This is a genomic window from Pirellulales bacterium (assembly GCA_036499395.1).
In the GTDB taxonomy this organism is placed as follows: domain Bacteria; phylum Planctomycetota; class Planctomycetia; order Pirellulales; family JACPPG01; genus JACPPG01.
The window spans coordinates 1-7,859 of sequence record DASYDW010000029.1 but is presented as its reverse complement, the minus strand read 5'-3'; the positions used below and the strand labels follow the sequence as shown (position 1 = coordinate 7,859).

The following is a 7,859-nucleotide window of genomic DNA, read 5'->3' as shown; positions in this document are numbered from 1 at the left end:
GCATGGTGGCGTACTCCTGGGGAATTGGGTCCGTAATCAACCAAATTCAAACCCAAGTACGCCGCCTTTTTCAACTCAACTCATCCACAACTTTCGGTTATATCTCGCTATACGGCGGCTGCTATCATTTCACCCATCTTGACAAGCCATCCACGAACGTCGCCCAATGGATCGGCCTCGGTCAGAAGATCAGGCGTCATAATTGGCGGGTGGCTACTTTTCACGGATACAGAATACCTCGCCACGACGCTGCCCTGCAAATGTCAATCGGGCCAAATTCCTTTTCAACAGCAGTCGTCGCGGCCCCGACTTGCCCTCCGCCATGTCAGTAGCCAAAACGAGTGCCTTGCCGCCAAGTTGTTCGACATCGCGACAAGCGCCATCGAGCCCCGCCTTGCCACGTGCCAACAGGCCGATGCAAGCCCCTTGTCTCGCGAAAGCACGTACCGTAGCGCAACCAACTCCGGCTGACGCTCCGGTCACAACCACGACTTCTGGTTGAAGTTTGCTTGTCACCATACTCTCCATGGTTGGTTCCGCAGTTTTGAGCTCAGCCCGCATCTCATAGTTGATCGGCGCCGGCATTTCTTTATGACGACGAAGACGGAATTGGAGAACTCCATATCTACTCCCTTTCGTTGCACGCGTCCTGAGACGCGTAGTCGTGCTTCAGATCATTCTCAACATAAATAAATGCGTGTGGATCCAGTCCTACTCTGCATATCCGCGCGACGTAGACCCATTGGCGAGACTGATTCGCCGTCGATCACAACGGTCTCGAAATGGCCGATTATCTCGTCGTCGCGACGTGGTCGGCTATATTCTCAAGGGCGAGTGACGCTATGAGTTACTTTGGAGAGGGGGCCGTTTGAATCGATTCGCGCCGCAGATAGACTAGAATATTCCTGCGGTTGTGACGGCGGCAATTTGCCGAGCAGACTCCGCATGCCTCTTCTGTGGGATTTTGCATGGAGTCGAGTCAACAAAGCGGAACTTCAGTCCCGAATGCTGGACCAAAACGACCGTCTGCACCTAACGCAATAAAGACGACCGTCCGCCGACTATGGTCCGGAGAGGCATTAAGTCCGTTTGTCTACGCGGCCATCGGCCTTTCCACTTGGGGAATTTTCTTTGCCGACCTCTACACTCCCTTAGGCGTCGCCGTATGGGTTTTCTACCTCATGCCAGTCGTACTAACGCTTTTTGTCTGGCGATCATGGGCACCGCCGACAGTCGCGATTATCGTGACGGCACTGATGACGGTCGGCTTTTTCTATAGCTCACTCGGCCTAAGTCCCGAGGTAGCCCGACTCAATCGAGGCTTCGGCATCGCGACAGTCTGGATCATGGCTGTCGTCGGATATTACTTCAATCGGAACAAGCGCACGCTCCGACGCCAGAACTGGCTCCAGTATGGACAAACAGAGCTTAGCGAGGTCCTTGGCGGCGAACAGCGAATGGAGCAACTCGGAGAGAACGTCCTTCGATTCTTAGCGGAATACGTCGACGCGCAGGCTGGCGCGTTCTTCGCCGCCATGCAAGGCGAATTCCGACGTATTGCAACATACGGCGTGCCAAGCGAAGCGGATATTCCCACTCGACTCGGCGCCAATGATGGATTACTTGGGCAGGCGGTAAGAGATAACCGCACGTTTTTCGTTAATGACGTGCCCGACGGTTATCTGACCTTTGGTTCTGCGTTGGTCAAGGGAAAGCCACGGCACCTGGTAATTGTGCCGGTTTCTGTCGATGGATCGGTTAACGCCGTATTCGAACTCGGGTTCGTCCATCTGTATAACAGCGCAATCAGCGAGCTATTTGAACGCCTATCGGAGTCGATTGGCGTAGCCGTGCGCTCTGCCCATTATCGCACTCATCTTCAAAATCTGCTGGAAGAAACCCAACGGCAAGGCGAAGAGCTTCAGTCTCAGTCAGAAGAGTTGCGAGTTTCAAACGAGGAGCTTGAAGAGCAGAGTCGAGCGCTAAAGGAATCGCAAGGTCGCCTCGAACAACAGCAAGCTGAACTCGAACAGACGAACGTACAGCTTGAAGAACAAACGCAAATCCTTGAGACCCAGCGCGACGAACTTGGACGCACGGCGGAGCGTCTGCAGTCGCAGGCAAGTGAACTGGATCAAGCCAGCCGGTACAAGTCAGACTTCCTGGCAAATATGTCGCACGAGCTGCGCACTCCACTCAACTCGTCACTCATATTGGCAAAACTGTTGGCGGACAATCCACACGGTAACTTGACCGGTGAACAGGTGCAATTTGCTGAGACGATTCGGGCTGCCGGCAATGATTTGCTCACGCTCATCAACGACATTCTAGACCTCTCAAAAATCGAGGCGGGGCGGATGGAGGTCCGCCCGGAAGCCGTGCCCACGAGACAAATGGTCGACGACCTCGTGCGAATGTTTGAGCCCGTTGCGGCTTCAAAGGGACTTCAACTCACTGCGGACATTTCTCCCGACTGCCCCGAGGTCATTGGCACCGACCGGCAACGGCTCGAACAGATTCTGAAGAACCTATTGTCGAACGCGACGAAGTTTACCGAAACGGGCGCGGTTGCGCTTCGTGTCGATCGTTCGCCAGCCGGCCCTGTCGAATTCAACGTCACCGATACAGGAATTGGCATTCCATCCGAACAGCAACAAATCATATTCGAGGCCTTTCGCCAGGCCGATGGCACGACGAATCGAAAATATGGCGGCACGGGACTCGGGCTGTCCATCTCGCGCGAGCTGGCGCGTTTGCTCGGTGGAGAACTTCGGTTAGTCAGCTCGCCGGACAATGGAAGTACCTTTACGGTATCGATTCCCGAAGTCTACGACCCGACCATCGTGCGACCGCGCGATGTCGTTTCGCCGCGAAATCTCTTAGCGGAAGTCAAAGGTACCGGAACACCGCGTGTTAAATCAACAGCGTTAGAGCATGGATTACTCGAACCGCCGACACGTTTCCCGCGCGTAGCAGATGATCGCGAGACTCTCGCTGGCCAAAGCAGAATCATTCTTGTCGTCGAAGACGACCCACCGTTTGCGCAGATCCTTTCGAGCCTCGTGCATGAGTTGAATTTCAAATGTCTCATAGCCACGACCGCTGAAGATGCGTTGGCACTTGCGTTTAAGCATGTACCGAACGCCGTATTGCTCGATATTGGGCTGCCAGATCATTCCGGCTTGACTGTCCTGGACCGTCTCAAGCACGAGCCGCGTACCCGACATATCCCGGTGCATGTCGTCTCTGCCAGCGATGATGCCGAAACGGCTATGGCGTTGGGCGCCGTGGGTTACATTATCAAGCCGGTCGAACGTGAGAAACTGGTCGAAGCAATACAACGACTGGAAACGCGACTTGCCCAGAGTATGCGACGAGTGCTCGTTGTTGAGGATGATCCAGTTCAGCTTGATAGCATGCGACGGCTTCTTGGCTCTCACGACGTTGAAACGGTTGGGGTGGGAACTGCTGCTGAGTGCTTGAACCTTCTCAAGGGCCAGACCTTCGACTGCATGGTTCTGGATCTCTCGCTCCCAGACGCAACTGGGTACTCGCTACTAGAGACACTGAGCCGCGAAGATGCGTACTCCTTTCCCCCGGTAATTGTCTACACGGGACGCGACCTTTCGCAAGATGATGAGCAGCGACTTCGTCGCTATTCCAAATCCATCATCATTAAGGGCGCCAAGTCACCCGAACGACTCCTCGACGAGGTAACGCTCTTTCTGCATCAAGTCGTGGCCGACCTCCCGCCCGAACACCAACGAATGCTGGAAAAGGCGCGGAGCCGAGATGCTGCTTTGGAGAATCGCCGAATTCTGGTGGTCGAGGACGACGTTCGGAATGTCTTTGCGGTGACCAGTGTCTTGGAGCCACAAGGAGCAACCGTTCAAATCGCCCGTAACGGCCGAGAGGCGATCGAGGCAATTGAAGGATCAGTCGGCGATCCCAGTCGTAAGATCGATCTTGTGCTTATGGATGTGATGATGCCCGAGATGGATGGACTGACAGCAACACGTGAACTCCGCAGTCGGCCTGAGTGGAAGAAATTGCCAATCATTATGTTGACGGCCAAAGCAATGCGCGACGATCAGGAAAGTTGCATCACCGCGGGCGCCAATGATTATTTGGCAAAACCGCTCGACGTCGAGAAGCTGCTTTCGCTCGTCCGAGTGTGGATGCCAAGATAATGGGAACGTTGCCAGTGCGCCACGAAACTGAAGACATTGAGATTCGGCTGCTTCTTGAAGGTATTGTCCAAAAGTATCACTACGACTTTCGTGGCTATGCAATGGCCTCTATCAAACGCCGCTTGCGTCAAGCCCGCGATCACTTCGATTGCCGAACGTATTCGCAGCTTCAAGAGCGGGTGCTTCACGAGCCAAAGCTGTTTGCGGCATTACTTTCCTTTCTTACTGTGCAAGTAAGCGAGTTATTCCGTGATCCAGCGTACTTCATCGCCATTCGTGAACTGCTGGTGCCGCACCTCAGGACTTATCCCTCTTTGAAAGTGTGGGTTGCGGGATGCAGTGCGGGAGAAGAGTTGATGTCGCTTGCGATTCTTTTTCGCGAGGAAGAGTTAGAGGATCGGACACTCTTTTATGGCACTGACATAAATCCCCAGGCACTGCAGCGGGCCGAGGCCGGAATTTATGACCTCGACCGAATCTCACTGTTTACCGAGAACCACCGTCTGGCAGGAGGAAAATCTTCCTTGTCCAACTACTATACCGCGGCCTACGGCTCGGCCGTTTTTGACAAAAGCCTACGCCGCCGGGCAGTCTTCTCCGATCACAGCCTCGTTTCCGACCAAGTCTTTGCCGAGGTCCAACTCATTTGTTGTCGCAACGTCCTCATCTATTTCGACCGTGGTCTTCAGGATCGCGCCGTCGGCTTGTTCAAAGAATCGCTTACGAGAAAAGGATTTTTAGGACTGGGATCAAAAGAAAGCTTGCGATTTTCCGCGCATGTCGATGCCTTTGACGACTTCGTGCATTCCGAGCGAATTTATCAGAAACGTGGATGACATGAGTACTAGCAGCACGGCTCGCATCTCCGAATCGACCGTGCCTTGTATCAGAGCGATCGCCATTGGCGCTTCCGCTGGCGCTCTCGATGCGTTGTCGATCATTTTGCCTGCTCTTCCGGCTGGGTTTCCGATCCCGGTCTTGGTGGTCGTTCACCTTCCAGCGGACAAGGAAAGTCTCCTCGCCAACCTTCTGGACGCAAAGTGCCAGATGGACGTCCGAGAAGCTGCAGACAAAGAACCAATCCAGTTTGGAACGATTTACCTTGCCCCGCCCGCCTACCACATGCTCGTCGAGAACGATCAATCGCTGTCGCTGTCGGCTGATGAACCCGTCAATTTCTCGCGGCCATCAATTGACGTACTCTTCGAAACGGCGGCCGACGCCTATGGTTCAAGCTTGGTAGGAGTTATTCTAACGGGTGCCAACAACGACGGTGCCTATGGACTTCGGACGGTAGTCGAGAGGGGTGGAATCGCCCTCGTACAACGTCCCGATCAGTCGTATGCGTCAGCTATGCCTCTCGCCGCGCTTAGTGCCTGTCCTCAAGCTCAGTCGCTGAGCTTGAATGAAATCAGTGACTATCTTTCTTCTCTTGCCAAGACTGAATAGAAATGGCGGATCCGGTCCATTACTTGCTTGTCGATGACCTAGAGGAAAACCTCTTGGCCCTTGAAGCATTGTTGCGCCGTGACGGGCTCGTGCTGCTGAAAGCGCGCTCGGGGCCGGAAGCGCTGGAATTGCTCTTACAGTATGACATGGCGCTAGCGCTCGTTGACGTTCAAATGCCAGGAATGGACGGCTTTGAGTTGGCGGAGCTGATTCGCGGGATGGAACGCACTCGTCGCGTGCCACTCATCTTTCTCACGGCGGGAAGCCCGGACCCGCAGCGGCGATTTCGCGGGTATGAAGCCGGCGCCGTGGATTTTATCCGCAAACCGATAGAACCAGATATTTTGCGCAGCAAGGCAGATGTTTTCTTCGAATTGTATCGGCAACGACAAGAGGTCGCTCGTCAGCGAGACGAACTTCATGCCGCAACCGACGAGAATGTCCGCTTGCTCAATGAGAGCAGAGAGGCAGATCGCCGAAAAGATGAATTTCTTGCAACCTTAGCGCACGAGTTGCGCAATCCACTTGCGCCAATTCGCAGCGCCATCGAGATAATGCGAGCACAGGGACTGGAGGACCCGAATCTAGAATGGGCGAGAGAGGTCATCGACCGCCAAGTTAGCAATATGGCGCGGCTGGTTGACGAGCTACTCGATGTGTCGCGAATCACGACAGGAAAGTTGGTGTTGCGTCGGGAGCCGACGGAGTTGGCGACGGTGATCAGCCGGACGGTAGAGGCAACTCAGCCACTGATTGAAGAAAAACTACATCGACTCGAGATCGACCTCCCAGATCCGCCAATCATGCTCGATGCAGATGAAATTCGACTAACTCAGGTTTTCTCAAACCTGCTGACAAATGCCGCCAAGTACACTGATCCAGGTGGTGATTTGCGGATACGAGCGAGCATTATTGGCAATGAAGTCATGGTCGATGTCGAAGATTCAGGGGTCGGCATCCAAAAGGAGATGCTGACGAATGTTTTTCGGCTCTTCACACAGGTCGATCGTTCTTTGAATAATGCGCAGGGCGGCTTGGGAGTAGGACTCGCACTTGTTCGGCGGCTCGTCGAACTGCATGGCGGTACGGTCAACGCGGAGAGTGCCGGCTTAGGCCGCGGAAGTACTTTCAAAGTTCGTTTACCTGTTTCTCGCACGCCTGATAGTAACTCGGAGGTCCAATTCGCGCGGTCACGAAATTCGGCGGTTTCCGTAGAGGCCACCCATCGCATTTTGGTAGTCGACGACAACGTGGATGGTGCCATTTGCCTGGCAATGCTACTAAAGTGCATGGGGCACGAGGCCGTGACTGCTCACACAGGCCCGGAAGGCTTGGCGCTCGCTCGCTCCTTTCGACCGGAAATAATCTTTCTGGATATCGGCTTGCCTGGCATGAACGGCTACGAGTTGTCACGGGCGATTCGGGACGAGGCGGAGATTGCATTTGCAAAGCTCGTCGCGTTGACCGGATGGGGAACGGATGAAGACAAGCGACGAGCCACCGAAGCCGGTTTTGATTTCCATGTGACGAAACCTGTAGACGCTGCCACACTTGCACAGATACTTGCCAAGTTTGCGAATAACACATGATCGACCGGTAAACAGGCGCGTCTATTGACCTTCGCCCCGTTTCCTAATCCTCGGGGGATGTTAGATGTTTTGGAATCTGGCATTTTGAGCAGGAGGTCTAGGATCGATGGGCAAGAAGCACTTTACGGAAGAGCAGATCGCGTTTGCCCTGCGTCAGCATGCCGAGCACTACGAAACTGCCAGCGCCTGCGGCGACAACTACGGCGGCTTTCAAATGTCACTGGACCGCGACTTCAGGCTCGAGGCGTTTCCGTGTGATTCACGTCGCGGGACTACTCCGAGCACTGGCGACTCTTTGGCCACCGGAACGACGGCTCTCACTTCATCATTACCGGTGACGGTGTGTTAGTAGGCGATACCTAACTGCATCGAAGAGGATCGCGACTGCTGCATGCAGTTCAGAGAATCGAGCCGGGTGATAGCGCCGTCTCAGTGGAAACATGGTCTGCCGTTCCCACCGTACAGCACCCTCACCCACCGCGTAGTGGTTGGTAGCGTCCGTCAAGTTGCGCACAATTGATTTTGGGTAGTGGCTGGAACTGGGTTGGTTCTCGTTGGTTTTCTTTTGCCTTTATTCCCCCTAGGGGGAATAAAAAGTTCGCCAGTTTACGCGATCGCTACTTCATCCGTG

Annotated in this window: 5 protein-coding genes; all 5 read left to right on the top strand. The window is 54.4% G+C overall.

The features are described 5' to 3' along the window. Window positions 1–968 precede the first annotated feature (968 nt). On the top strand, window positions 969–4,190 hold the full coding sequence (locus VGN12_05620; GenBank protein ID HEY4308911.1) for a response regulator: 3,222 nt from the start codon (window positions 969–971) through the stop codon (window positions 4,188–4,190). Next, entirely contained in the window at window positions 4,190–5,026 is an 837-nt protein-coding gene (locus VGN12_05615) for a CheR family methyltransferase (GenBank protein HEY4308910.1), read from the top strand. The genes VGN12_05620 and VGN12_05615 overlap by 1 nt, the downstream gene beginning before the upstream one ends. A 1-nt stretch (window position 5,027) precedes the next feature. Beyond that, on the top strand, window positions 5,028–5,639 hold the full coding sequence (locus VGN12_05610) for a chemotaxis protein CheB (GenBank protein HEY4308909.1): 612 nt from the start codon (window positions 5,028–5,030) through the stop codon (window positions 5,637–5,639). A 2-nt stretch (window positions 5,640–5,641) separates the two neighbouring features. Then, a complete protein-coding gene (locus VGN12_05605; GenBank protein ID HEY4308908.1) occupies window positions 5,642–7,228 on the top strand; it encodes a response regulator in 1,587 nt (528 codons plus the stop codon). 106 nt (window positions 7,229–7,334) lie between these two features. Then, entirely contained in the window at window positions 7,335–7,577 is a 243-nt protein-coding gene (locus VGN12_05600) for a hypothetical protein (GenBank protein ID HEY4308907.1), read from the top strand. Window positions 7,578–7,859 lie beyond the last annotated feature (282 nt).